The sequence below is a fragment of the Pseudoalteromonas sp. SWXJ133 genome, assembly GCF_015864365.1.
In the GTDB taxonomy this organism is placed as follows: Bacteria; Pseudomonadota; Gammaproteobacteria; order Enterobacterales; family Alteromonadaceae; genus Pseudoalteromonas; species Pseudoalteromonas arctica.
This window is the reverse complement of sequence record NZ_JADYXJ010000005.1, coordinates 85,497-109,389: the sequence shown is the minus strand read 5'-3', so window position 1 is coordinate 109,389 and position 23,893 is coordinate 85,497. Positions and strand designations below refer to the sequence as shown.

24 protein-coding genes are annotated in these 23,893 nt (G+C 39.0%); 11 read left to right on the top strand and 13 right to left on the bottom strand.

Annotation, left to right across the window (positions count from 1 at the left end; genetic code table 11):
- Window positions 1-45: 45 nt before the first annotated feature.
- From I6F40_RS05540 to I6F40_RS05495, 10 genes are read right to left on the bottom strand one after another with little or no spacing between them, the layout of a single operon-like run.
- A complete protein-coding gene (locus I6F40_RS05540; protein ID WP_197192609.1) occupies window positions 46-762 on the bottom strand; it encodes a hypothetical protein in 717 nt (238 codons plus the stop codon).
- On the bottom strand, window positions 759-1,499 hold the full coding sequence (locus tag I6F40_RS05535; RefSeq protein WP_165728801.1) for an iron transporter: 741 nt from the start codon (window positions 1,497-1,499) through the stop codon (window positions 759-761). The genes I6F40_RS05540 and I6F40_RS05535 overlap by 4 nt, the downstream gene beginning before the upstream one ends.
- The gene (locus I6F40_RS05530) at window positions 1,486-1,839 is read right to left on the bottom strand and encodes a cupredoxin domain-containing protein (protein ID WP_024591521.1); all 354 of its coding nucleotides are present in this window, start codon (window positions 1,837-1,839) and stop codon (window positions 1,486-1,488) included. Before I6F40_RS05530 ends, I6F40_RS05535 begins: the two co-directional genes overlap by 14 nt.
- Window positions 1,832-3,145 (bottom strand): ATP-binding protein, encoded by a 1,314-nt coding sequence (locus tag I6F40_RS05525; RefSeq protein WP_166377544.1) that lies wholly within the window; start codon window positions 3,143-3,145, stop codon window positions 1,832-1,834. The genes I6F40_RS05530 and I6F40_RS05525 overlap by 8 nt, the downstream gene beginning before the upstream one ends.
- Before the next feature lie 26 nt (window positions 3,146-3,171).
- Complete coding sequence (locus I6F40_RS05520) at window positions 3,172-3,831, bottom strand: response regulator (RefSeq protein WP_024592427.1); 660 nt, start codon at window positions 3,829-3,831, stop codon at window positions 3,172-3,174.
- 7 nt (window positions 3,832-3,838) lie between these two features.
- Window positions 3,839-4,486, bottom strand: a complete 648-nt coding sequence (locus I6F40_RS05515) for a hypothetical protein (RefSeq protein ID WP_165740510.1) — start codon at window positions 4,484-4,486, stop codon at window positions 3,839-3,841.
- A gap of 23 nt (window positions 4,487-4,509) precedes the next feature.
- Window positions 4,510-5,280, bottom strand: a complete 771-nt coding sequence (locus tag I6F40_RS05510; protein WP_165740509.1) for an SDR family oxidoreductase — start codon at window positions 5,278-5,280, stop codon at window positions 4,510-4,512.
- Window positions 5,277-5,966 carry a TenA family transcriptional regulator gene (locus tag I6F40_RS05505; protein WP_166377543.1) on the bottom strand — a complete coding sequence of 230 codons (690 nt, stop codon included), beginning with the start codon at window positions 5,964-5,966 and terminating at the stop codon, window positions 5,277-5,279. The genes I6F40_RS05510 and I6F40_RS05505 overlap by 4 nt, the downstream gene beginning before the upstream one ends.
- On the bottom strand, window positions 5,959-7,428 hold the full coding sequence (locus I6F40_RS05500) for an AMP-binding protein (protein ID WP_166377542.1): 1,470 nt from the start codon (window positions 7,426-7,428) through the stop codon (window positions 5,959-5,961). Before I6F40_RS05500 ends, I6F40_RS05505 begins: the two co-directional genes overlap by 8 nt.
- Window positions 7,425-8,078 (bottom strand): thermostable hemolysin, encoded by a 654-nt coding sequence (locus tag I6F40_RS05495; RefSeq protein WP_166377574.1) that lies wholly within the window; start codon window positions 8,076-8,078, stop codon window positions 7,425-7,427. The genes I6F40_RS05500 and I6F40_RS05495 overlap by 4 nt, the downstream gene beginning before the upstream one ends.
- Window positions 8,079-8,352: 274 nt before the next feature.
- Here I6F40_RS05495 and I6F40_RS05490 point away from each other — a divergent pair, with 274 nt between their 5' ends.
- The 5 genes from I6F40_RS05490 (at window position 8,353) to I6F40_RS05470 (ending at window position 12,588) form a co-directional block, all read left to right on the top strand.
- Window positions 8,353-8,976, top strand: coding sequence for a fused MFS/spermidine synthase (locus I6F40_RS05490; protein WP_007583564.1), 624 nt, complete (start codon window positions 8,353-8,355; stop codon window positions 8,974-8,976).
- Window positions 8,969-9,853: a spermidine synthase gene (locus tag I6F40_RS05485; protein ID WP_166377541.1), complete on the top strand. Its 885-nt coding sequence runs from the start codon at window positions 8,969-8,971 to the stop codon at window positions 9,851-9,853. Before I6F40_RS05490 ends, I6F40_RS05485 begins: the two co-directional genes overlap by 8 nt.
- A gap of 134 nt (window positions 9,854-9,987) precedes the next feature.
- Complete coding sequence (locus I6F40_RS05480) at window positions 9,988-10,443, top strand: MarR family transcriptional regulator (RefSeq protein ID WP_166377540.1); 456 nt, start codon at window positions 9,988-9,990, stop codon at window positions 10,441-10,443.
- 20 nt (window positions 10,444-10,463) lie between these two features.
- Window positions 10,464-11,528: an HlyD family secretion protein gene (locus tag I6F40_RS05475; protein ID WP_166377539.1), complete on the top strand. Its 1,065-nt coding sequence runs from the start codon at window positions 10,464-10,466 to the stop codon at window positions 11,526-11,528.
- A gap of 10 nt (window positions 11,529-11,538) precedes the next feature.
- Complete coding sequence (locus tag I6F40_RS05470) at window positions 11,539-12,588, top strand: DUF2955 domain-containing protein (protein ID WP_166377538.1); 1,050 nt, start codon at window positions 11,539-11,541, stop codon at window positions 12,586-12,588.
- 137 nt (window positions 12,589-12,725) lie between these two features.
- Here I6F40_RS05470 and I6F40_RS05465 read toward each other — a convergent pair whose 3' ends face one another.
- Complete coding sequence (locus I6F40_RS05465) at window positions 12,726-13,883, bottom strand: benzoate/H(+) symporter BenE family transporter (protein ID WP_166377537.1); 1,158 nt, start codon at window positions 13,881-13,883, stop codon at window positions 12,726-12,728.
- Between the two features lie 379 nt (window positions 13,884-14,262).
- On the opposite strand from I6F40_RS05465, the gene I6F40_RS05460 reads away from it, so the two are divergent.
- The 6 genes from I6F40_RS05460 (at window position 14,263) to I6F40_RS05435 (ending at window position 19,994) form a co-directional block, all read left to right on the top strand.
- Entirely contained in the window at window positions 14,263-14,967 is a 705-nt protein-coding gene (locus tag I6F40_RS05460) for a hypothetical protein (RefSeq protein WP_166377536.1), read from the top strand.
- Window positions 14,968-15,093: 126 nt separating this feature from the next.
- Window positions 15,094-15,837, top strand: a complete 744-nt coding sequence (locus tag I6F40_RS05455) for a zinc-dependent metalloprotease family protein (protein ID WP_024592420.1) — start codon at window positions 15,094-15,096, stop codon at window positions 15,835-15,837.
- Between the two features lie 182 nt (window positions 15,838-16,019).
- Complete coding sequence (locus I6F40_RS05450) at window positions 16,020-17,336, top strand: DUF5666 domain-containing protein (RefSeq protein ID WP_166377535.1); 1,317 nt, start codon at window positions 16,020-16,022, stop codon at window positions 17,334-17,336.
- 105 nt (window positions 17,337-17,441) lie between these two features.
- Complete coding sequence (locus I6F40_RS05445) at window positions 17,442-17,975, top strand: PepSY domain-containing protein (protein WP_197192608.1); 534 nt, start codon at window positions 17,442-17,444, stop codon at window positions 17,973-17,975.
- Window positions 17,975-18,667, top strand: a complete 693-nt coding sequence (locus I6F40_RS05440; RefSeq protein WP_197192607.1) for a response regulator transcription factor — start codon at window positions 17,975-17,977, stop codon at window positions 18,665-18,667. Before I6F40_RS05445 ends, I6F40_RS05440 begins: the two co-directional genes overlap by 1 nt.
- On the top strand, window positions 18,657-19,994 hold the full coding sequence (locus I6F40_RS05435) for a sensor histidine kinase (protein ID WP_197192606.1): 1,338 nt from the start codon (window positions 18,657-18,659) through the stop codon (window positions 19,992-19,994). The genes I6F40_RS05440 and I6F40_RS05435 overlap by 11 nt, the downstream gene beginning before the upstream one ends.
- 65 nt (window positions 19,995-20,059) lie before the next feature.
- On the opposite strand, the gene I6F40_RS05430 is transcribed toward I6F40_RS05435, so the two are convergent.
- On the bottom strand, window positions 20,060-21,280 hold the full coding sequence (locus I6F40_RS05430; RefSeq protein WP_197192605.1) for an alkaline phosphatase family protein: 1,221 nt from the start codon (window positions 21,278-21,280) through the stop codon (window positions 20,060-20,062).
- Between the two features lie 288 nt (window positions 21,281-21,568).
- Entirely contained in the window at window positions 21,569-23,887 is a 2,319-nt protein-coding gene (locus I6F40_RS05425; protein ID WP_197192604.1) for a carboxypeptidase-like regulatory domain-containing protein, read from the bottom strand.
- Between the last annotated feature and the right edge of the window lie 6 nt (window positions 23,888-23,893).

The following is a 23,893-nucleotide window of genomic DNA, read 5'->3' as shown; positions in this document are numbered from 1 at the left end:
TTTATGATCAGAGTGATAAACAACCAAAACAGCTATCATTGGTTATTAAAATTCAAATTCTAATGCGAGCCTAAAACTATGGTTTTTTTCTGATTGGCTTATCTCAGTGATGAAACCCGCTTCCCATTTTAATTGCTTTTGCCCATCAAAGCGCTGTAAACCTATAAAGCCAGGCCCTATGCCAATAAAGTCTTCACCTACGTAAACCTCTATAGAAGGCTGAAAAGCAGAACGATACCGGTAGCGATATTGCGCTCTAAACTCACTTTCCCATTCGTTTTTAATGTCTTGCCCCCACTCATAAACCAAAAAAGCGTTTAATGTTAGGCTTGTTTTTCCAAATTCTTTTTCGATAACAAAACCCGAGGTTGCCTCAAATACATCTTCGTTATATTTTTTTTCAAGCTCAAATAATGCGCCCCAATCAGCCCATAACTTACCTTGCTCAATTAATTGCCAACGTAGCTCAAGCTCGTACGCTTCTAAGCCAAAATCGCCGTTATCGTCTCGCTCACCAACTATGTAACCTTCTAGTGCCATTGTATCGTTAATAGCACCACCGCCACCCAAACGCTGCGCTAATATATTGCCACTATCAGTTTGATGCGACACTAAGCGCCACTCAAACTCACGCTCAAAAGGCAAAACATAGGGGTGATATACCTTATCAACAACAATACCATCAGCATTCGCTTGGGTTGGGAGTAACAACACACAAAAAGCGGTAAAACTAAGCGCTAAATATAGGTTAAGTGCTTTCATACACGTTCCTTAGTTATTGAAGCCGGAATAACATAACAAAGTAATAAAAATAACACGCTGCTTGTACTATATATAAGTACACTCATTAAATCAGGAGTGGCCTCGTAACCAACAAGCGCACGCAGTACGCGCCCAAGCTCAGAATTTTCACTTAATACATCGCGTAAATCCCACACTGTTGAGGTGTTTGTAATTAAATCTATTTGGCTTGCCAAATCCAATGCAACTAATAACTTAGCCGCGCTGTTAAAAGCAAGCAAAGTAAAAAGCGGGTACATACCAAAACGGTGCTTAATTGCATTCATTAAAAAGTACAGCAATACGCTAAAACTTAAACAAATTCCAACACCTAATAAAGTGCCAATAAATAAGCTTTGCCCTGCATCACTATTTTGCCAAAAACTGGTGAGGTAAATAATATAATGGCTTAAATAGAGCGTTATTGTGCTTATAACTGCGATATAAAATGCCGCTGACTTTTGCTTTAGTGCAAATACCAATACAGCAATAAATATAGTGATACATAGCCCTATTTGTGAGTACTCTAACCCTTGGTGTTCAAACCACTGGCTCACCCACGACGCACTTTGCATGTACAAAAACGACATTACCGCGCCTATTAATAAAGCAGAATATATTCGCAAAGAGCTCTGTTTTTTAACTACTTGTAGTAATACTAATAAAATAGCCACAGGTAGTAATTGGTTAAGGCTCATGACTAAACTAGTTATTAGCATGCTGCGCCCCTTCATCGCTAACTATAACAACGCCCCTTGCTGTATTTGGCGAAAACTCACCAAAAAACTCGTAATGCCCTTTACTTAGCGGTCCTATATAAATAATGCTTTTACGATTTGGGTAGAGTACTTTTTCTCTGTTTAGATCAAAGCTATCAAACTCTTCTGGTGTGCTGTCTTGGTTTTCTATCAATAGTTTTACTTTTTTATTTGCGGGAATAATTATTTGCGAGGGATAAAACAAATGATCTTTTAAAATAATAAGGTACTCTTTACTCGCCGCGTTAAACGACAAAAATAGCAAACAACAAAGACATTGATTGAATAAACGTTTAGTCACTTTTTACTCCTGTAAAAGTAACCTTAACGGTTAATCCACCTAAAGAGCTATTCGCTAAATGAATTTTTGCGTCATAAATAGCAATAATGTGTTGAACAATCGCCATACCTAAACCGGCACCTTGCTCGCCTGATGGATGTTGATCGCCACCTACGCGATAAAAGCGATTAAATATTCGGTCTTTTTGCTCTTCAGTCATCCCCGCACCAGAATCATCAATTTGCCAACTATAGTCATTATTACTTGATGCTAATTTAATTATAATTTGACCGTTACTAGGTGTGTATTTAATCGCATTACTGAGCAAGTTAGAGATAAGGGTCGTTAATGTAAACTCATCACCATTAATTACAAAATCATCGCCTTCGAGGCTAATCGTTTGGTTTTTTTCGTCTATTTTATCGTATTGCTCCGACACGGCTTGTTGGGTAATGGTTAGCAATGATTGCTCGCTAAACTGCTTCTGCCATTGCTCAGGCTGGGTGCGCCCTAAAATTAGCATTTGTTCAACAATATTACTTAAGCGGTTAATGCCCTGCGACATGGCTTGTAATTCTTGATGGTCTTGCAGATTACTTTGTTTATTAGCCAAATTATGTACATTAATTTTTAAGCTACTGAGCGGGGTACGTAATTCGTGAGCTGCATCTGAGGCAAAAAAGCGCTCTCGTAAGTAAGCGGTTTCTACGCGTTTAAATAAGTCGTTTAAACGATTAATAACCGGTTTAATTTCTTCGTCGGTTACTTGCCAGTTAATTGGCGTAAAGTCGTTAGCTTGGCGAGACGCCAACTGCTTAGATAATCGGGTAAGAGGGGCTAATGCGTATTTAACAAAAAAGCTAATAAAAATAGCAAGCAGAGGGACTGCCCATAGCATAGGTAACATTGCAGATAAAATAACGGCTTCAGCTAATTCAAAACGCTTTGCCATAGGTTCAGCAACAATGACTTTACGGGTGTTTTTACTCATCACAAATACCCGCATACGCTGCCCTGCTACATTGGCTGTTTGAAAGCCCTCGCTAAAACTAATTTGGTTATTCGTTAAACTCGATGAGCCACTAAGTAAATTATTATTTTGCCAAATTTGATACAACAACTGAGCGCTATTATTACTTACTTGTACTGCATTTGTGCTCAGTGTCAATGGTTGCTCAATTAAAACGCCAGCCACTATTTTAAGTTCATTATCAAGCAAGTTTTCACCGTGGTGCATGCTTTTTTGATAGCCTTTTACTAAAGCTAAAAAGCAAGTTAGCACCATCATTGAAAGTAAAATTAAGGTCAGACGTTTACGAATAGACATTTTCAACCTCGAAATATAAACACACTCTAACGCTTACCAACCACGTAGCCAATGCCACGTAAGGTTTTAATAAAATCGCTAGGGAATTTTTTACGAAGATGATGAATATGGACCTCTATGGCATTAGAGCCAACTTCTTCACCCCATTGGTAAAGTTTGTTTTCGAGTTGTTGTTTTGATTGCACCCTTCCCTGATTTTCCATCAGCGCTTTTAAAAGCATGTACTCTTTTCGCGGCAGTGTAAGTGATTGCCCACTTAGTGTAACTGTATGAGCAGATGTATCCATTACCACATCACCACAGCGTAATAAGCTTGATTGTGTTTGGTTAATGCGCCGACTTGCTACACGTAAACGGGCAAATAGCTCCGCGGGGTCAAACGGCTTTGCAAGGTAATCGTCAGCGCCCATGTCAAGCCCTTGGACTTTGTCATCAATACTGCCGCGAGCAGTTAAAATAACCACCGGTATTACTTTTTTTTGCGCTTTAATATGCTTTAAAACTTGCGAGCCATCGCCGTCAGGTAATCCTAAATCGAGAATAACAAGCTCAATTTCACCACTAGAAAGGCACTCTAAGGCATGCTTAACTGTGCCACTATGCTCTACACTGTAGCCCTCTTGACGCAAAGAGCGAATAAGCCCTTGCGCCACTAAATGATCATCCTCAACGAGTAATAAATGCATTATGTGTTTATCTTTTTAGTTTTTTATCTACTTTTACCAATAGCTGGCTTATTGCTTGTTGGCGATATTCATCTGCTTTTGCACGAGTATCACGAATGCCCGCAGCTTGTGCTACGAGTAGTCGTGCTTTAGCTTGTTTATAATCGCCTTCGTCATACAAATATTCACCGTATAAGTAATTAGTATCAATGCCTTCGAGATTAAAAGCGAGCGCTTGTTTAAATAATTTTTCAGCTTTGTCGTCATCACCAAAACCAATTGGCCAACCAGGTACTTTACTGTAAAGCGTTGCAAGGCTTGCGTAAGCTGAGCCATTTAATGCAGTGCCATCTATTGAGAGTGCATTTTCAAGTGACACTTTTGCCTCTTTTGCCAAACCAAGTGCACCCAAGCCCCCTTTTGCACCTGCAAAGCTAGCTAACACAATTCCATTCCAAATATGTGTTTGTGCTGAGCTTGGGTAGTTTTTAACAAATAACGCGCTTTGCTCACTTAGTTGCGTAAACGCGTCTATTTGCGCATCGTCTTCAAGTTCGTAGTTGGCAATTGCCCACTTTTGTTGAATTGAGGTTAAGTCTTGCGCTTCATCTGCCTGTACTGCGGTCGTAAATACAGCCGTTAATATTAAATATAATGCGAGTGTAAATTTATACATAATTTTGCCCTTGTATGTGTTTGTTAACTTAAAAAGCGTTTGATTTTAGGAAGTTGTTTTGCAATAGCGTTATCAACAACGCTTGGGAATGCGCCATTTATGCGTGCAAATAATTTTTCAGGAAAACCAATAAAGCGCCTTGTTTGGTTCGAACTTATAAGTGCTAATAACTCTTGAGCAACTAATTCTGGCGAGTCCATTTTATTACCGAGCTCTTTATTCATTGCCCGCGCTTTACTGCTATTAATAGAGGTATCTGTTGCTCTTGGTGCTAAATAGGTCACTTTAACGCCTGAACCATTCAACTCACGCGATAACGCTTCTGTAAAACCACGTAAACCAAATTTACTGGCGCAATAAAGTGTTTGAAACGGGTAACCAATACTGCCAAACGATGATCCCACGTTAACAATGGTGCCTTTGGTATATTGTAACTGCCCTAAAAATAGTTGGCATAATTTAATAGGTACCGACAAATTAGTAGTCAGCATATTATCTATTTGCTCATTACTTGTGTGCTCAAGGCTTTGCATCGTATTTACGCCAGCGTTATTAATAAGTAATTTAACGCCACCGAGTTGCTTGGCTTTTATGGCTAAGTTAATGCGTGTTGTATCGTCGGTTAAATCGCCAGTAAATGTTTCACTGTCTGGGCATTCACGGCTCAGTTTTTCAAGAGCTTGCGTATTACGCCCTACAAGCAGTAACGTCCACCCTTTTGCATATAGGGCTTTAGCAATTGCTTGCCCTATTCCGCCTGTTGCACCAGTTAGCACACATAAAGAGCTGCTCATGCCGATTTGCCTTGTGCACTTGCTTTAAAAAACGGTTCATCATCGAGTCCACGAAATATATCGCCGTATAAACGATAAAAGCGCTTTGCACCATGAAGTATGGCTTCTTGATCCGCCTCATCTGTTATTTGGTTCATTAGGTTTTCAAAAAACTTTACATGCTCTATATCAAGCGCGCCGTGAGAGGTTAAATAACTAAATGCTTTTTTAGGTAAGTCCACAGCATTTGCAATGTTTGAAGCTGCGCCATCAGCAAGCGCTATAGAAGTGCCTTCAAGCACATGCACCATGCCAAAAAAGCTCAACGGATTTTTACGTGCAATGGAGTCGTACGCATACGACACCATCATTTCGGTAGCGTATTGCGGCTGACTACACCGCACTATCTCTTTGTCAAAACCACAGGCTGCAATATCATTAAGTACCCACTCTTGATGACCAATCTCTTCTTCAATGTATTCTGCGATGGCTTCGCGCAGCCATTCTTGATTGTCGGTTAATCGTGCACCAACCGACATCATTAATGGCACTGTGTGTTTAACATGGTGATACGCTTGTGCTAAAAACGAGGCGTATTCTTCAAGTGATGCTTCGCCTTTAAAAACACGCTGGATAATAGGCGCTGCAAGCAGATAGTTTTGTTCTTGTTTAGTTTGCTCTTTAAGGGTGTTAAAAAAATCACTCATTAATTACTTCTCCAAGTCGGTAAAATTGCTCAAACACAGCATGGTACTGCTTACTTATGGCATCTCGTTTTGGACGATTATTTGTTGTTAATAATCCTTGTTGCACACTTAATGGGGCAGTTAAACGATGCCATTTTTGAATTCGTGCATAGTCGGGTAGTTGTTTATTAATTGCGTTAATGTATTGCGCTAACACTGGGTTACTTAGCTTTGTATCGGCGTAAATAATGGCACTCAGAAAAGGTTGCCCCTCACCAAATACAACCGCTTGTAAAATACCGCTTTGACTTAGTAATAGTGACTCAGGCCACTCGGCACTAATGTTGCGCCCCATACTGGTAATAATTAGGTTTTTTAATCGGCCTTTAATAAATAAGGTGTTTTGATGCTGATCGACCAGATCGCCGGTTGCATACCAGTGGTTTTTGTTGTGAGGTTGATGGTTTAAGTAACCTAAAAACAAATCGCCTTTTATAAAAAGCTGACCATTTTCAATTTTAGTTTGAATATGAGGTAACACAGAGCCGGCACTGTGGAGGTTATCGTTTGTGGGTGTATTTAAACTAACGACAGATGCCGCCTCAGAAAGCCCATAACCTTGGTACACTGGTAAGTTTAAGCTACGCGCTTTAACTATTAGCATTTCGCTGACAAGCGCACCACCCACAGCAAGAAACTGTAACGAACTAGGCGGTTGCCATCCATCTTCTGCAAAAGCAACTAAGCATGCTAATAGTTCTGGCACTAAAATAAGCGTATTTGGCTTAACTTTATCAATAGCAGCAATAAGTTGTGCGGGCTGTTTTAATGCTGTTCCAATAAAGCCTAATTCATTTAACGGCATTAAATGCACTGTACCGCCACTTTTTAAAGGCGCATATACACCGGCTATATTTTCAAGTAACACAGCAAGCGGCAATAAACATAAATGCACAGGCTTTTTAATATTAATTTTATCGCACAGAGATTGAGCTACCTGCATTTGGCTCTTTGCAGATAAACACACGCCTTTTGGTTGTCCAGTAGAGCCTGATGTAAACGTTACTTTTTGAGTTTCTGGAAAATAACTGACGGGTTTAGCTGCAACAATTTCGTAAATATATAATGTGTAACACTCAAATAAATTGATTGATGCGGTCGGCTCCCCAAATAAAGGGTTTAGCGTGTCGCTCATAAATACATTAGCGCCGCATTGCGCTAGTACATATTGAGTTTGTTGTTCACTAAAAAAGTGAGCAATTGGCACAGCCACTTTATTAGAAACCGCAGTAGCGGCATCAATAACAAGCCAAGCTGGCGTATTATCGAGCTTATAAGCGACACATTTGCCGTTAAAGCTTTGTAGTATTTTTACTACTTTTTGTATTTGCTGGTTAAACTCATCACCGTTAATTTCACGTGTTAGATCTTTATTATGGGCAATAATTAATGGCGATACTGAATGAGTATTATAGTAGTTCATACATTCACCAATGCGTTTACCAAAGAATTGATATTTGAGTGGTTTTGCTGCATCAAACTATAAAGCATTGGGGTATTTAATACTTGTTGGTGAGCTTGCTCTAGGCTCACAATGCATACTGTTGGTTGGTTGGCGTAATAGCTGCCCCACTTTAATGGGTTCTCAACTACAAAACTGCTCGCAAGTGCAATTTCGGTACACGTAACACCAAGTAAGCGCAATAAAGCACGCACTTTGTTGGTTGCACAAAACACTAAATGTTTTGCCCCCACACTTTGCAGAGCTTCGTTAACAATAATAAAATGTGCAAGTGTTGCTCTTCGATTTGTAGAGCAGAGATTACCAAGTTCAAAAATCTTATTGCGAGAAATGCTCTCATCTAAAAAATCTTCAACGGGTGATGCTAAATATTGCTCAATAAACAATGGCGAAGTTGCTTGCCTTAGCCCTAACGTGCACTTTCCTTGCTCGGTAACGTATTGGCAAAGTAGTGGCATAAAAGAGGTAAGCTTAGCGTTATACGCAACTAAAAAACCTTCTTTCACTGTGTTTTCGAGATTTTTTCGATGCACATCATTAATACGAGCACTAATAAATTGACTGTTATTTTGTGTTAAACCTAATGATGTAGAAGTGTGGGCTAATTGCATAAGCTCGCTCATTTAAACCTGTTTATATTTCAGGGTTTAAACTTAACGAGTGAAACTTAAAGAAAACTTAAGAAAATTAATTTAAATGAAAAAGCGTCTTAAGTGTTAAATCGCGAGGGCCTAGGCAAGCTAAATAGATCAGAATTCAACTAACTAACAAATTGCTATAACAAAACTTCTTTTTTAAATTAAACTTAGGTTAATTATTACCCTAGCAGCTTTGTATGCATCACGTTAGTATAGTGTTCTACTTAAGTTACATAACGATAATTACATGAGCATAAAAACAAACGCGTTAATTTACTTTTTAGCTTTTTGCAGCGGCTTTTGCATAATGGGCATTGAGCTTTTAGGTGGGAGAATTCTTGCCCCCTTTTTTGGCAGTAGCGTGCATATTTGGGGCAGTATAATTACTGTGTTTATGCTTAGTTTATCTTTTGGGTATTTACTTGGTGGTAAACTCAGCACTAAAAATGCATCCCTTACCAAATATGGTCTAATATTTTTAATTGCCAGCATTATGGTTGTGCCTATTACATTATTTTCGCAGCCTATAATGGAATTTATATTTACCCATATTGAAGATAGCCGCTACGGCTCACTCTTAGCGTCAACTGCTTTATTTTTTATACCTACCGTTATTTTAGGCATGATCTCGCCCTACTCTGTGCGCTTACTGGTAACAGATAGCGATAAAAGCGGCCAAGTGGCTGGGCGTTTATACTTTGTAAGTACGCTTGGCAGTGCCCTGGGTACTATAATTACCTCTTTTTACTTTGTACTCGCGTTTGACGTGAATACAATTATTAGCGCCTTTGCTTTAACACTTGGGGCACTGGGTTTAGTCGCGATTGTTATTAATACCTTGGTTAATAATAAGGGGCTTGCTCATGCTTAAATATTTGCTACTGCCATTAATTGTGTTTTCAGGTTCTGCGTTTAGTAAGGTTATTCATGAAGAACGCTCGCTTTATCGCAATATTATTGTTGAAGAAACAAGCGACTTACGTTGCCTTAAATTTAATACTAAAAGTAGCCAAACAAGCCAAAGTTGCATGTATAAAAGCAATCCCGACAAACTTGTTTTTAATTACACAAAATTGACGTTTGCGAGCCTTTTAGTAACCGACAACCCTAAAAGTGTACTTATTATAGGATTGGGTGGCGGTACACTTTCTAACGTTATTCATGAGCTATACCCCACTGCAAATATTCATAATGTTGAAATAGATCCTGCAGTAACTAAAGTTGCACGCGATTACTTTAACTTTATAGAAAACGACTTAGTGACATCAAGCGTGCAAGATGGCCGTATTTTTATAAAGCGCGCCGCTATTAAAAAGAAAAAGTACGATTGGATTATTTTGGATGCGTTTAACGGTGACTATATTCCGGAGCATTTGCTCACTAAAGAGTTTTTTGAAGAAGTACAAAGCGTATTAGCCGATGGTGGCGTTATTGCCGCAAATACGTTTTCAAGTAGTAAACTTTATGAGCATGAGTCGGCAACTTACCACGCTGTATTTGGCGACTTTATAAATGTAAGCCGCGAAAATCGCAGCAACCGTATTATTTTAGCGGGACTTAAATCAATACCGAGCGAAGCGCAAATTAACACGCGTGTTAATGCTCTCGCCCCTAAATTAGTAAAATACGGTGTAGATATAAAAGCGATTAGCCAACTTATGCACTTTACTAAAGACGGCCAAGATTGGCCTGCAGATACAAAAGTACTTACCGATCAATACTCCCCAGCTAATTTACTTAACTTTTAAAACTCCCTAAACCTCACCATTTTTTTACAGGTGAGGTTTAGCAAATATTTTGCCACTTCTCGCACTTACGCATATTTACTTAGCTTGCTAAGTAATGATAAAATAGTTAGCTTGCTAACTATGTTGGGATGGCTATGCCTACACAAAAACCTTTTCACGAGACGCTCGATTTAACCGTTATCGGTAATATGGGCCGAGTTCATCGCTTATGCCGCGAAGCAGTAACCATTGCTGTTGAGCCTTTGGGGCTTACTCAGTCGCGCTGGACTGCACTAATGCATATAAATATGCGTGGTGAGGGACTAACACAACTTGAACTTGCTAATAGCTTAGGGATAGAAATGCCTTCACTGACTCGCACGCTTAAGCAATTAGAGGAGCAATCGTTAATCGTTCGCCGTGTAGACAAACATGATAAGCGCAGTAAAAGACTCTATTTTACTGAACAAAGTGATGCCATTTTACATTCATTGCAAGAGACCATTTCCGATATAAAAAATCAGTTATACAGCGGTTTATCTGTTGAGCAGCTAGATGCCATTGCATTTGGTTTGATCAAAATAGAGCAAAACGCCCTTAAATGTATTTAAGTTAATAAGTAAGGCTAAAAATGACACCGGATCAAAAGTTTGCACGCTATGTAAGGTTTTCTCTCATAGGATTTATCTTAGTATTTATTTACTATTTAGTGGCCGATATGGTTTTACCTGTGACACCACAGGCACGTGTATACCACCCTGTTGTGCAAATATCACCGCAAATTAGTGGCCGAGTCACTAGTGTGCAAGTTAATAATAACCAACCAGTTAAAGCGGGCGATATATTATTTAGTATCGATGAAGGCCCATATAATTTAGCCAAAGAGCAAGCTCAACTCGCGCTTGATGATGCCAAATTACAAAATAAGCGTCTTGATACCAATGTTAAAGCCCTTGAAGCACAAATTAGTGCTGCAAATGCTAAGCAGCATGAGCAAAAGCTATTAAAAAGCAGAGGCGAAAAACTCTATACTCAAAAGTCTATATCGGAGCAAGAGCTTGAAAGCATTCGTGCTAACTTTGAAGCCAGTAAAGCAAATGTTGCGGCTCTAGAAGCGCAGTTAGCTGAAGCAGTTTTAGCTAGAGGTGACTCAGGTAATAAAAACTTAGCTATGCGTCATGCTGCTAACCAGTTAGCGCTGGCTGAGTTAAATTTATCCTACACGCAAGTACGTGCACTAAGTGACGGCGTAGTTGCTAACTTACAGTTATTAGACGGCGCGTATGCTGTTGCAGGTAGCCCATTATTAGCTATTGTCGCTAAAAAAGCCGATTTAGTTGCCGACTTTAGAGAAAAGTCACTCTCAAATATGAAGCAAGGCACTCAAGCGCGCGTAGTATTTGATAGCCGCCCAGGTGAAGTTTACGACGCAATACTAGAAACATTTGAAGCAGGTGTTAGCAACGGTCAACTTAGTGCAAATGGTTTACTAAGTACAACAGAAACCAGCAATCGTTGGGTACGCGATGCACAGCGTCAACGCATTCATTTAAAGCTCGTAAATCATCAAGACTTAATAGCAAACATGCCGAGCGGGTCACGTGCAACAGTACAATTATTACCAGAATCGACAATTGGGCAATGGTTTGGCTCTGCACAAATTAGGTTTATTAGCTGGTTACACTACATTTATTAATGGAGACTTTATGACTCAAATTGTTAGCCAAGGCCCACAATTAGACTCTAATGGCCTTCGCCAAGCACTACGCATTGCAGGTGGATGCACCCTTGGCTTTACTATTAGTAAATTAATGAACTGGCCAAATGGTATATTTTTTACCGTTTATCCTATGTTGATATTGGGCATGGTACCTACGTTAAGTCGTGGGCTTATAAATCAATTTATAGCATCTGCTGCATTTAGCGCGCTTATAGTGCTGATAATGCAGGGATTGTTTTCTCACTTACCAGTCGTTATGACATTATTAGTGTTTGGTGTTTTTTGCTTTTTATTTTACCAAATGAGTAGCGGTAGTGCCTTTTTATTTGGCGCTTTAGGCGTGATAAGCCTTTCTATTCAGCTACATTTTTCGAGCTATGTTGATGAAGAAAGTAGTATTTATCCGTTAATTTTAACTAATGGTTTGGCTATATTTTTAACCGTTGTTATTGGAGCATTAATGCATGGCCTATTTCCTGATGTAACCGCAAGGCCCGGGCGAGTAATGCCAGCTAAAGCAAAAGAAAGTATTCGCCATGAGGTATTGTTATGCTCAACCGTGGCTACGCTCTCTTTTGTGGTTTTTCAGGTTCTTGATTTACAAGACTCAATATCTGCGCAGGCAGCTTCTGTGCTTATTTTGTTTTCATTATGCTGGAAAGCCGCAGGTATGGCTGGTTGGCAGCGAGCAATTGGAACGCTTATAGGGTGTAATGCAGCGTTACTATCGCAACTATTTTTGTATAGTCACTCTGATTTTTTACTTTTTCCGATGGCTATTTTATGGATACTTTCGTTTCTTTTTGCGCGTTTTCATATTTTAGGCGGAGGCATACCTGGTATTGGTTTTGGTGTGTTGACTACGTTTGGTATTTTATTTGGGAACTCACTCGGACCAGGCCAAGATCTTGTTTATAGCGCAATGTACCGGTTTAGCTCGGTATCGGTGGCTATAATATTAAGTCTGTGCGTTGTGTATATTATGCACCATATACTTAATCGGTTTAGTGTAACTCGCCATCATACTTTTGATTAGGTAAATCTTGTTTTATAAAACTAAAGGCTGCAATTGCAGCCTTTTTTATAAGCTTAGTTAAGTTATTTTAATGATATAAATAAACTATAATTTTGTTTTAAATACTCACCAACGGCTCTTTGTACACAATAAAGCTTTTAGTCTTTTTGGGTGATAAGAATAGTAAGCACACCCCCTATAATTCCCCAAAAAGCAGACCCCACTGATAGCAATGTTAAGTTAGATGCTGTTACTAAAAAAGTAACAATTGCGGCCTCCGTATATTTAATACTACTAAGGGCTTGCTGCAAACTATTAGCAATAGTGCCAAATAGCGCAATGCCCGCCAAAGCTAAAATAAGTGCCTGCGGTAAACTTGCTACCAACCCAACCAATGTAGCCGCGCACAGCGCCATTAAAATATAAAATACGCCCGCCGCTATACTCGCCCAATAACGTTTATCATGATTTTCATCCGCTTCATCACTCATACAAATAGCAGCGGTAATAGCGGCTAAATTAATAGAGTAGGCTCCAAACGGGGCACTAAGCATATTTACAAAACCAGTCACATTAAGAGATGCAGATATAGGCGCTTTATATTTGTGCGCTTTTAAAACAGCAATGCCCGGTAAATTTTGCGAGGTCATGGTAACTATATAAAGTGGTAAACCTATGCTAATGCATGCTTGCAAGTGAAAAACGGGTTCAATATAAGCAAATTCGCTCATTTTCCAGTGCAGTGCGCTGGTATCAATATGGCCCATTTGCCAAGCGAGTAGTACACCTATAATAAGCACGCTTAACATAGCAAAGCGGGCAAAAAAGCGTTTACCAATAAAGTACATAACGACCATTAAGCCAATTACTAAAGGCATGTCGTTCATAAAATTAAACACATCGATACCAAAGGTAACAAGCACGCCGGCCAACATGGCGCATGCAAGCTCACTTGGAATACGGTTCATTATTTTTTCAAACCAGCCCGTCACCCCCGACAAAAAAACGAGCAATGCACTGAGCATAAACGCGCCAATAGCCTCGTTTAAGTTATACCCTTGTGCACTTGAAATCAGTAATGCAGCCCCCGTGGTAGACCACGCAATTAAAACAGGCACTTTGTAATAGTACGACAAACCTATTGACGTTGTGCCCATCACTAAACCAAGCATTAAAATCCAACTAGCTACTAAATCGGGCGTGCCTCCAAGGGTTATCACCACCTGATAAATCAATGCAATAGAACTCGAAAAACCAATAATTACAGCCACAAGTCCTGCTGTAATTCGGTTAAGCAACTGATCAGACACCTTCATAAATCCCTCGTAATGCCATTTATGCAGCACACAACATACGTGCCCGATAAATGCATTGCAATTAGCGATTAGTTTACAAAGAGTGAAAAAAATTCACTTTTTATTTTTCATTGTAATTAACGTCAAAAAGTCACTTTTAACCATTGTATTTAACTAAACAAACAAGTACCCACAAACGCGCCAAAGGCCGCATAAACCCTACAAAAAACCAATACTAAAAAGAGTGAAAAACATACCAAAAATAAATATCCTTATATTTTATAAGGAATTATGAAATTTAGAATTAATTCTTTTCGGTTACATTTATTATCTTGATCTAATCCATTTAATAATATAAAACGTAACAAACAGTTAACCAAAAACACTAAAAGAGAAACAAATGAAGAGATCTGTCGTCTTACTAATTGCTATACCATTATCGGCATTTGCAGTTTATGGGCTATTTTTTAATGCAGATGAAACGGGCGAACCTATCGCGCCTGTTGCTATTGATTTTGTTCCTATTGATTTACAAAAAACGCGCAATACACATCCCCCTGCACCTATTGATATGAGTAAAGATCCAATTACAGTTAAACCTATTGTTGCCCCTGACAACAGCTTACCGTTTGAAGAATTTGATGCCGTAAATCGCCAATCCGACAAAGCAAAGCAAGTGCTTATAAACGCAAAAGTTTTACCTACCGACTTACATAACGAAGCCTACATTGAGTTTGATTTAAATTCTTTACAGGCTTTAGAAACTGGCGAAAATTTTGATTTAGCTATTCCGCAAACAGCCGAAACATTCACCGCAGAAGTGACTAATGTGGTTGAGTCTGAAAATGGCGATAAGAGCATATTTGGCAAAATAGTGGGTGTTGATGGCCGCATGCATAATACCGTTTTAACGGTAGGTAAAGATGCCGTGTATGGTCAATTTACTGCGCCTTCTGGCAATTATGTATTCGAAAGTAAAGGTAAGTACGGATGGATTGCAGCAAAACGCGATTTATATAAAAGCCACATAGAGCATGATGTAACCGCACCAAAACCCAAATCAGATAAAAGCATCGATATATTTGCACCAAAAATTGATGGCTAACCAATAATCAAAATATAAAAAACAACTAAAGCCGCACTATAGGGCAGCTTTAGTGTGTCTGCTTTTTATGAGCTCAACCAAGTTAAAAACAAGTTCCAACCACAACAAGAGTAAGGAAATACAATAATGAAAAAAGTAATCACAACAACCGCACTGGCTGCGGCATTATGTGCAGCAAGTGTTGCACAAGCAGAAACAATCGATATCGGTATTTTATATACCGACCAATCAGCTGCTGCAACTAGCAATATTGACACTAAAATAAATCAACTAATTGCTTTTAGTAATCAGGTATATAGCCAAAATGGCGTTGATATAACACTACGCTTAGCTGGCAAACAAAACTTAGGTGACTACGCAGTAACGCCGTCCGAGGATTGGTTAGATTCGGTTACAAATAGCAGCTACGTAGATGGTTTACGCAGCGATTGGAAAGCCGACATGATTGCCGTATTAGGTACTGGCCAAAGTGCTGGCAATGGGCTTATTTCATGTGGTTTAGCATGGGTTGGCCAAGGCACTAATGGAAATCTATACAGCTCAATGAGCAGCCGTATGTACTCAATCACTGCAATTGATTGTGGTGCAACTACATTTGTACACGAACTTGGTCATAACCAAGGTTTAGCGCACTCACGCAAACAAGGTGACACATCTGGCGGTGTATATGTAGATGGCATGGGTCATGGCGTACAAAACGAGTTTGCAAGTATAATGGCTTACCCGCACGTTTACGGTAGCGCAACTCAGTACGATTACTTCTCTAACCCTGGCTGGAGCGTAAATGGTATTGCATTTGGTATTACAAACCAAGCGTATGCAATTCGCACAGTTACTGCTACAAAAACAAGTATTGCTAACTTCAAATAAGCTGCCCAATAAAAAAGTGGACTAAATAGCCCACTTTAAAGTTTTAACATGTTCTTCCCTTAAGAGCGCCTCGGCGCTCTTTTTTGTAACATTAACAAAAATTAATGTTCTGTCCACCTTATTGATATACATGGTTAAGTACACTTACTCCATCAGCAATAGTTATTATCTAGGAGTTCCCCATGACCAACCAATCAATTAAAAATACAGTAAAACTAATCTCATTAAGTGCTATTACACTTGCGTTAAGCGCATGTGGCAGTAGTTCGTCAAATAACGATAACAATAAGCAAATAACTTCAGCTAACTTACCGAGTGTGATCATTGGACAAGTAACAGGTGTAACGTCGGATTCAATTACTGTAAACGATCACACTATTGCGGCAAGTTCGGCTGAGATAGAAATAGATGGCAATAACGCAACTCTTGCTAACATTAAACAAGGCATGATGGTAGAAGTAGAAACAAATGGTACAAGCGCGACCGAAATAGATTATGACCCTGTATTTAAGGGCCCTATTAATATACAAAATGACCAGGTGAGTATTGCAGGTGTGACGCTTAGTAACTTAAACAGCAGCGACTTTAGTCAAGGGCAATTATTTGAAATAAGTGGCTACAGTCATTCATTAAACTCACTAACGGTTACCTACCAAGCTCCTATTACTAACAGCCAATCAGAGCTTGAAGTGCAAGGCAGTATTACCAATTTAAACCAGCAGTTGCGCACATTTAATTTAGGTGATTTAGTTATTAACTACCAACAAGCTGATATAGACGGCACACTAAGTAATGGTCAGCTTGTTGAGGTTGAAGGTTTTTATAATAATGCAATATTTACCGCAATCGAGGTTGATGCAGAGCAAAGCCTTAGTTTTATCGATAATATAGACACCGAGCTTGAAGGCGTAATCACCTTTGTAAATAACAATATGAGCTTAATAACATTAAACTCGCAGTGGCAAGTTAGCATTAATGATCAAACTCAATTTGAAGATGGCACCACCGCTAATCTTGTTGTTGGTCAAGTTATTGAGGTAGATGGTGTATGGCAGCAAGCCGATAATAAATTACTTGCTCAAGAAATAGAATTTGAATCAATAAACATCAAACCAAATACAACCAACCAGCAGTTTTCGGTAGCCGGCGTTGTTAGTTACGAGCAAAATATGGCGACAATAAATGGCATTGAATTTACATTTAATAGCCAAACTGTATTTGAGGATGGATTATCGGTTAATACTCTAGATGGGCAGTGGGTTGAGCTTGAAGGCAGTTATAACAATGAGCAAAACACCGTAAGCGAAGTTGAACTAGAGGACGATACAAGTGAGATTAACTTAACCGGTTTAGTGTCGGCAAATCAAAATCAGCAAGCAACGCTTTGGGGCTATATAAGTGAAGATAACTCATTAACGCAATATTTAAATCAAACTGTAGAATTAGAATGCCAATGGGTTGCAAGCAACCAAGTAAGAGCATGCGTTTTAGATGACTAGTAGTAATATAAAGCGCTGATATAAAGAATAAATCATACGACTAAATAAATGTGTTTAGCTCTCTTATTTGGTAGGCTAAACACATTAAAACAAGAGCATACTTACATGAAACATATTTTTTTGAGCGCCTTATTTTTTTGCAGCGGGTTGTGCCATGCAAGCAGTTCTGCAATTTTTGACAAACTTAATAATGCAAACGAGCCATCACCACAAAGTATTTTAAAAAATATAGAAGCCGAATACCTAAATACAGCCGTTATTGTAGAGTTTGAGCTAGAGTTCGAAAAAGGACAAACCACCTACGAGGTAACACTTTTTGAGCAAAAAAATAATCGCTTTATTGAATTGCTAGTTGATGTAAAAGGTAAACTAATTGAGCTTGAATATGCCCTGCCAGAACTTGATGAAGACGACGAAGTTGCAGCCGCTAAATTAATGCGTAAAAAAAATTACCGCATGTATCAACTTGTCCAGTCGTTAGATTCAACACAAACACAATACTTAATAGAAGCTCAGCTTGAGCAAGATATGGGCGTAACTTACATGGTTGCCACGTTTGTATCGTTAAAAGGGCGTCATAAAAAAGCCATTGACCTCGCAACAGGTAAAAACCTACCACTACTGCGTTGGGGCAATTAATGAAATTACTTTTGGTTGAAGACGACAAACAAAACCGCGAGTTTTTATACAAAGCCTTTAGCGAGCTAGGCTACACCGTAGATACCGCACAAGACGGTCAACAAGCATTATTAATTGCCACATGCGAAGAACACGACGCGATTGTGCTAGACCGAATGCTACCAATGTTAGATGGTTTGCAAGTACTTGCTGCACTTAGAGCAACAGGTAAGACAACACCTGTGCTAATACTCTCGGCGTTAGATAAAGTAGACGACCGAGTTGCAGGCTTAAAAGCAGGTGGCGATGACTACCTTATAAAACCCTTTGCGTTTTCGGAATTGGCTATTCGTGTAGAGAACATAATTAAGAGACCTTTTCATAACCAACCACCGCAAACCGCATTAAGTTTAGCAAATGTAAACCTCGATTTTCGTCATCATAAAGCAGATGTAGCTGGGCAAACACTTAACTTACAACCTAAAGAATTTAAACTTTTACATTTTTTACTCGATCATAAAAATAAACTTGTTACGCGCACTTTGTTGTTTGAGTCGGTATGGGAATATAATTTTGATCCTGGCACAAATGTAATAGATGTACACATAGCAAGGTTACGTAAAAAGCTATCATTGCTTGGTGCAAAAGTACAAATAGAAACAATACGAGGCGTTGGCTACCGATTACAAGTAGAGCAAAATAATGATTGTTAACTCCAACCTTTGGCAACAATTTAACCCGCGTTTTAGTTCTGTATGGCGACTCACACTCGCGTTTGCCACCATTACATCGGTTGTTTTAGTGCTATGCGTTGTGCTTATATATCAGCTGTTATTGGGCGAGCAAACACGCCAAGTAGAAAGGCGCTTAAACGCCGAGCAAGTTCGTATTGAAGGGCTTGCTAATGAATTTGATAAAACGTCTTTTTTTCAGCAACTAGCAGTATTTCGTAACGAGGGCGAAATTTTAATATTTTGGCAAAGTGATGACGAGCAATTCCAGCAATTAAGCTTTTTACCCAACGACATTCCAAAGTTGCCAAACACCCTTGAGTTTCCTGTGCTCGACACCCAACGTGGGCAAATTAGGCTACTTACCACCGGTATTGTAAACACCAAACATGGCAATATTGTTATTGCCACAGCCACCGAGCATTTAAGCCGCTTAATTACTGAATTTAAAACCATTGCAACCTGGGCTTGTTTGGTCAGCTTGTTACTTACCTGTGTGTTTGGCTATATTTTTGCGCGCAGGCATTTAAGGCGTGTAAATTATTTTAATGACGTAGTAGAACAAGTTCAAAAAGGCGATTTATCGGCGCGTGTAGTTCACAAACAACAAGGTGATGAGTTTGTAAAACTAGCCAAACATATTAATACCATGCTCGACACCATCGAAGAAAACTTTGCCTTAGTGCAAGGCATTACCGATAACATAGCGCACGATTTAAAAACCCCACTTACTCGATTGCGCTTACAACTAGAGCAACAAGCTGTAAAACAGCCAGAACTGGGACTTGAAATAGAGCAGCTTGATACCGTATTACATACCTTTGACGCTATGCTTAAATTGACTCGCCTTGAGCACGGGCAATTTCCGTTAAAGTTAGAGCCTATAAACTGCCAAACACTTATTAACGATCTAATAGAAATACTAGAGCCAAGTGCACAGCAAAATCAGCAGCATATAAGTGTAATTAATCAGGGTAACTTAGTACTTCAAGGCGACAAAAACCTACTTTTTCAGGCTTTATTTAACCTAATCGAAAACGCTATAAAATATGCAGGTAATGGCGCAGCGATACATATTACACTTACCAGTAATCATATAAATATTAGCGATAATGGCAACGGCGTAAAAACCGCGCAATTATCACAACTCACCAAGCGTTTTTATAGAGGCGATCCGGCGAGGCAAAAAGAAGGGTTTGGATTAGGTTTGGCAACCGTAAAAGCAATATGCGAACGCCATCAACTTGTGCTTACTTTGCAAAGCGACGAGCTCGGTTTTACTAGTGCTATAAGTAAGGGGAGAGAGTAAATAACTAATCGATTAAACATAAAAAGCGGCTAAGTAGCCGCTTTGAACATCACAATAAAAACTACTTAGTGAACAACTATTTTTTGCTTAATTGCTGGCATTAATGTTTTACCATCGCCATCTACTTTGTTTAATAATTTTAATCCCATCACTCTTGCAAGTACCGGGTAAATATCAAGGTTACTTACTTCCTTAAGGCTTACACCTTGCTTAAACGCAGGGCCTACAGCAATAAATGATGCCGCCATATCCTCGGTATATGCATAACCGTGAGTCCCTAAATAGGTTGGTTTTTTACCATTGGTAAATACCGCTGGCGCTGTAGTTTGCACCACAATATCGCCTACGCGAGTGCCTTTATTGTAATGATACGCTGCTAATTGCTCGTCAGTTAATACTGTATAACGACCGTTTGATGCATCTCGTAGACGTGCCTTGTAACCTTCAATATCAGGGTTTTCAGCATCAGGCTGAGTATAAATAAGTAAACGTGGGCCAGTATTTTTAACTAAAAAGTTTTCATCTTGAGGCAGTGTGGTTACATCAATGCTTTTATCTGGATCTATACTCGTCATACCATGATCCGACACAATAACTAAGTTTACCTCTTGCTCTAATTTACTTAAGCGAGTTTGTAATTGCCCCATTAATTCATCAAGCTGTTTAACTGCATCACGCGTTTGTGGTGCGTCTGGCCCAAATTCATGGCCCATGCTGTCAACTAGCGAAAAGTAACTCGCAATAAAGCGTGGGCGCTGTGCTTTTGGTAAACTTAACCACTGAATAATTTGATCAACACGGCTTTGGTAATCGCTGTATTTAGAATAGTGATAAAAATAATCAGGTGTCATGCCGTTAAATAATGCATCTGACTCAGGCCAAAAATAAGTAGCCGATTTAAGCCCCTGCATTTTTGCTAAATTCCAAAGCGGAATGCCCTTTACCCATGTGCTATCGCCCAATGCTTTGCCCATGCTGTAACAGTCGTTTTTACGGGCTTTATCACAAAAGCTATTATCAACAATGCCATGGTTTACTGGCAGTAAGCCCGTAATAATAGAAATATGGTTAGGAAACGTTTTAGTCGGATAAACAGGTATTAGTTTTTGTGCGCGAACACCGCGCTCGGCCATTGCTTTTAAATTTGGCGCACCGTGTTTTTCAATATAATCCCAACGCAGGCCATCAATTGATATAAGCACCACTGTTTGCTCTTTTGCAGCAAACGCATTGTTCATCCCTAATAATAGGCAAATTGATACTGCCTTTAAAATCCACTGTTTCATTATAAACACCTATAAATGCACAACAATTACTCAAACAATTACTCAAACAATTACTCAAACAATTACTCAAACAATTACTCAAACAATTACTCAAACAATTACTCAAACAATTACTCAAACAATTATTTTAAAGCAAGTTGTTACTTTATGATACAAACTGATAGATTGGGGCTTATTTATCTAACGTTAAATAACGCATAAATTAAATCGTCCCCAGATTAAAACCTTTAATTTTAAAAGAACAACACGCCATGAGTATTTAGCAATATCATCTTCTCCCTTTCATAATCATTGCGCTTTTAGCTCAATAGAAAGAGTTTGTTCACCCGCATCAATTTGATGCCAACGGCGATACGTTTTATAACCCGTAGCTGAGATTTGAATATCATAGCGACTCGCTCTAAGTATCATACCCGAACGATATTTAGGCCCAATGTTCATAATGCGTATGTTCGCATTTGGCACATTTGTGGTAATTGTTAACTTGGTTTTTTGTTCAACCATATATTGCCTATTTTGCTGCTGTTCAGCATCAAGTGAGGTATCGCTATGGCGTAAAATATCAACGTTAGCTAACGCATTGCTCAATGGGGAAAAATGCTGATAAATTTTTAACTTATCTTCAAATGCGAGCCCTAAAGGATGCAGCACTGGTTGAGCATGCAAAGTCCAACGAATTGCGTAACTAAATACAGGGTTGCTCGACTCCTCTACTTTAGTTAAAAAGTAATTAACTGGGCTCTGCTCATCTTTTGTAAAAGTATTGCTTATAAATATCACCGGTAAAATTAAAATTAATAACGGCATTATCAGTTTTTGTAACATCGTAATCGGGTGTTTTTTATCTGTATTTTTAGGTGGAGCAATAAGGCGCCACAATTTAAGTGGTAGCTTGCTAAAAGTTAAACAGATTAAAAATAACGACAACGACATAGAAATAGGCGGAATAATAACCGAGCGCAGCGCTTGCTTACCATATTGAGCGTACTCACCACCATCTACAAACTTGCCCTTTGAACTGTTAAGCATTGCTAAATATTTATCGGTACGCTTTTCGATATTTGGATCGAGCACCTTTTCTTTGAAGCTTTTTTTATTCCAATCAGCGCGTATGTTTTTTACATATAAGTCACCCATACGGTCTGAAATTTTAGCTTGTATTTGTGGGTTTAACTGAAACGCTACCCACGACAAATTTGGTGATAAGCTTAAATTGTGCTTTGCCATCTCACTATTCCATTGTCGGTTAGCCTCTGCTTTTACTTTATTGGCAACTGCTTGGGCAAACTCAGGTCGGTCGTTAATCTTCCAATTATTATTAAGTTTTAATCCCTTTGCTAAAAAGTGTGCTCGTAGCTTTTTAGCTGTTGTGTCATGACCTCGAAAAGCGAATGAGCTATTAATATTAAACTCGTAATCCGTTTCGTTAACAAACATCTGTGTAAATTTAGGGTGCTTTAAAAATAGCATCTGGTAATGATCGGGATCGTCAGTGTACTTATAACGTTTGTCTTTTATGCCACCATCGCCACCGCTTGCAAGGCTAACGGCCTGTAACGCAGTATAAAAACCACCGGTAAGCACTCCCATTAAAATACTGCTAGTTGCGTTTTCTGCCGCCGAAATATCTTCTACAATTAACCAATAATCGGGGGGAATATAGCCAATTCCTGCTTTTAAAATATCACTGCGATAATTTGCGCCAGCTCTGTCGTAACACTTACTAAGGCGATCTTTTTGGCTACTTTTTTTATATCGGTCTGAACATTTAGCTATTTTTTCATGGTAATTATAGATTTTAGGGCCATATTTTTGTGCCCTTGCAGACGCTTTAGCAATATGTGCTTTTTGCGCTTGCTGATACTTTTCCCAACCTTCATTTACTTGCTGCTCAATTTGTTGCCAATAGCCTTGTTCGCGCTGATCAATTCCGGCTAATGTTTGGTTATATTTTTTACTCCCATTGGCATACATTTTATATTGACCAACTAACTCATTATAAAGTTGGCTGTACTGCGTGTAATGTTGGTCAAAATCTTGGTAAGCCTTTTTTTGAACAAAAGAAGCTATAATTTTGCGTTTATCTTGTTCAAGGTTGTCAGATAAAGCCGCGTCGCTGTATAACAACCCACCAAACAGTGCTAAAAAGGTTAAGTTTTCTGAGCTATGTAACTCATCAGCTTTGTAATCAAGTCCATTAATTTTAATTGAATTAATAGCTAAAGCGTCTCTAAGCGCCGCACTATAAACTGCAAACTGGCGCTGCTCTGCCGAAGAAGGCTCAATTAATGTTTTTTCTATTACATACTTTTGACCATAAAACACCACCGGCCATACTAGGCATATTAAGGCTATTAGCGAAATAATGCCTCGCCCTACTTTAGCCACCATCGCCTTTGGTAAAAAGTCAGCCAATAGCAATGCAACTCCAACTCCCGATACAGCTCGCCCGTATATTTCTAGGTGCTCTAAATCCTCTGCTGAGGGAGAGCCCTGCCCAACTAAAGACACTAACTGGGCATTAAAAATAGCCTCTGGTAATAAATACAAGGTAGATAATAGCAGCATTAAAAAATGCCACCATGATGGTTTAGTGGTTACTTTCATTATGAG